General features: G+C 68.9%; 3 protein-coding genes and 1 pseudogene. 3 read left to right on the top strand and 1 reads right to left on the bottom strand.

Annotation, left to right across the window (positions count from 1 at the left end; translation table 11 throughout):
* Window positions 1-163: 163 nt before the first annotated feature.
* On the bottom strand, window positions 164-628 hold the full coding sequence (locus DIZ27_RS44875) for a hypothetical protein (RefSeq protein ID WP_109383975.1): 465 nt from the start codon (window positions 626-628) through the stop codon (window positions 164-166).
* Window positions 629-1,580: 952 nt separating this feature from the next.
* Here DIZ27_RS44875 and DIZ27_RS48370 point away from each other — a divergent pair.
* The 3 genes and pseudogenes from DIZ27_RS48370 to DIZ27_RS44865 form a co-directional block, all read left to right on the top strand.
* On the top strand, window positions 1,581-1,877 hold the full coding sequence (locus DIZ27_RS48370; protein ID WP_309075010.1) for a TRIC cation channel family protein: 297 nt from the start codon (window positions 1,581-1,583) through the stop codon (window positions 1,875-1,877).
* Window positions 1,783-2,310: a trimeric intracellular cation channel family protein gene (locus tag DIZ27_RS44870; RefSeq protein WP_258308936.1), complete on the top strand. Its 528-nt coding sequence runs from the start codon at window positions 1,783-1,785 to the stop codon at window positions 2,308-2,310. The genes DIZ27_RS48370 and DIZ27_RS44870 overlap by 95 nt, the downstream gene beginning before the upstream one ends.
* 23 nt (window positions 2,311-2,333) lie before the next feature.
* A pseudogene (locus tag DIZ27_RS44865) lies at window positions 2,334-2,655 on the top strand (amidohydrolase); the annotation flags it as partial.

The raw sequence follows: 2,655 nt of genomic DNA, 5'->3' as shown, positions 1-2,655 counted from the left end.
CTCCCCTCGTAACGTGGASGCATCGTGGCGGAAGAGGAAGTCGGGAGTCATGGCGTCGGGGMAGCGGAAGTTCGATGCGGAGTTCCGGGAGAGGGCTGTACGCATCGKGMCCGAGACCGGGAAKCCGGTCCCGGAGGTCGCACGGGGGCGTCGGTCGTGGGTGTCAKCGCCGCTGGTCCGATGCCGTGAKCACGCCGTAGGTGACCAGGCCGTAGACGAGGTGCGGCACGACGTCGGCGGTCCAGTCGCGGACCGACCACGTGCGGGGGTCGCTGACGCCGAGGCGGGCCATCGGTGCATCGGCGAGGGCCATCGCCAGGGCGCCGGTGAGCAGGCCGCCCAGCCACAGGGGGCCCCGGACACCTGCCCGGCGGATCAGCGACACGGCGGCGCCCGTGCCGGTGCCGACGGCGATGCCCGACAGCGCTCCGAGGCCGGTGAGCCGGTTGTCCCGGCCGCTCGTGTCCGGGACCGGATGCCCCATGCGTGTGGTGATCTTGTCCACCGCGGTTTCCGGCGTGCTGCTGGCCGGTCTGCCGCGCAGTGCCATGTCGGCGTAGGTCACGGCGTTCAGAGCGGTGGTGCCGGCCGCTCCCGCGGCGCAGCCGCGCGCGATGCTTCGGATCATGCCGTTCCGGGTTCCCGCGGCTTCTGCGACCAAAACGGCGTGCATCATGGTGCAGAGATGGAAGAGTCCGTAAATGCGCATATCAGGGCGCGATCTTCCAGCGCGAACTGTTCGACACTTTCAGCGCGAACCTGTCCCGCTCGGAAACACGACTCCGTGGCCTGGCCTGGAAGTTCCCAGATCACAGGACTGGCCGGGGCGTTGTCACGTTGTCGAGGGTGTTGGTGTTTGGCGGGGCGTGCTGGGGCCGTGTTCCGGCTCCGCGTTCAGGCCGTGGCCGCGGGCTCACCACGCCCCGACCCACCATCAGACAGTCACGCACCCAACAACGTGACAACGCCCTCCGGACCACCCGAACGGATGACCCGGATACGCGCCGCTCCCGGCCCCCATCCGCCAGGCCCGAGCCGGTGTCGCTTTGAGAGACGTAAAACGCCGGTTCCTCGCGTACTCCTCTCCAACACGCTCGCCGGACCCGCACCATCTGGCAGTACTGGTACGCCCCGGCTTTGTCAGAGCCGCTTCCCGCCCTCCCCGACACCACCCGGATCAGGCTGCCCTCAGCTTCAACATCCCTGCTGCGACAGGGGGTTGGCGCAGGTCTTCCACCTCCACTCGAACCGACAGCGCCTCACGGCGCAGACAAGATCCCCGACAGGGTCAAGCTCAGGCGGAGGTGCTGATGCACCTCAGTTCCCCAGCGGTTCCATTCGTGCTCGGACTGCCGGTGGGGGACTCGCAGACCGGGGCCACGACGATGCGCCGCCACCACGCGAAAGGTAATCAGCGTGACGGTGTCCTCGTCGACGGCACCAAGGTTTCCCTCGATCCGTCCTTCTGCCTTGCACGGTCCGGCTCCGCGGGCCGCGATGCAAGTCGGCATACTGCTGCTATCCGCCCCCTTTGCATTCCTCCAGGTAGTCGACGGCGGGACCACGAGTAGGCTCGCCCCATGCCCAATGTGTCCGCAATGTCGGCTTCTTCGGTCTCCTTCGAGATTGATATCGCGACGCGTTACCTGGACCTTGCCGGCGTCTTCTCGTGCGCGCTGCTGGGCGGTGCGGTAGCCCGGACAGCCGGCCTCGACCTGTTCGGGTTCCTGGTGGTCGGCATTATTTCGGGTCTGGGCGGGGGGGCTGATCAGGGATGTGCTGTTGCAGCACGGCACACCGGTCGCGCTGACCGACTACGCCTACCTGTCGACCGCCGTGGCCGGTTCCGTGATGGTGTTCCTCATCAAGCTCAGTGAGCAGTCCTGGAACCGGCTGTTCACCGCGCTCGACGCCGCGGTGATCGGGTTCTGGGCGGTCGCGGGCGCCAACAAGACGCTGGCGGCCGGTCTGGGCTGGCTCCCGGCCGTCCTGCTGGGCACCGTGACCGCTGTCGGCGGCGGCGCTCTGCGTGACGTCATCCTCGGCCGGGTGCCGGCTGTGTTCGGTGGCAACGGCCTGTACGCCACCGTCGCCGTCGCGGTCGCCGGAGTCATGGTGGTCTGCTCGTACCTCGGCGTCCCTCAGGTCGGCATCGGCCTGGGCATCGCCCTGGCGCTGGTCTTCCGGCTCACCGCCGTGCACTACGGCTGGAACCTTCCCACCGGCCTGGACTGGCGGCCCCGGTCCAAAGTGGCCTCGACGGTACGGCGCCACATCAATCCCCCCACCCGAAACGGGGAGGAAGAGTAGTCCCACCCGCGCAAGGAGTCATCATGACCAATCGAGCCCACACTGTGCCGGCCGGCCTCGACGGCATCCGCACCCACCTCGAGGAGGTCTACCAGGACCTGCACCGGCACCCCGAACTCGGACTGCGGGAGCACCGCACCGCGGGGAAGGTGTCCGGGGCCCTGCGGTCGTTCGGCTACGAGGTCACCGACGGCGTCGGCGGGACCGGGGTGATCGGGGTCCTGGAGAACGGGGACGGCCCGACCGTCATGGCGCGTGCCGACATGGACGCCCTCCCGGTGCGGGAACAGACCGGCCTGCCCTACGCCTCCACCGCGACCGTGCCCGCCCCGGACGGCACCGAGC

The sequence above is a fragment of the Streptomyces sp. NWU339 genome, assembly GCF_003143855.1.
Lineage (GTDB): Bacteria > Actinomycetota > Actinomycetes > Streptomycetales > Streptomycetaceae > Streptomyces.
The sequence above is the reverse complement of the archived record's forward strand: the minus strand, read 5'-3'. Positions and strand labels throughout refer to the sequence as shown.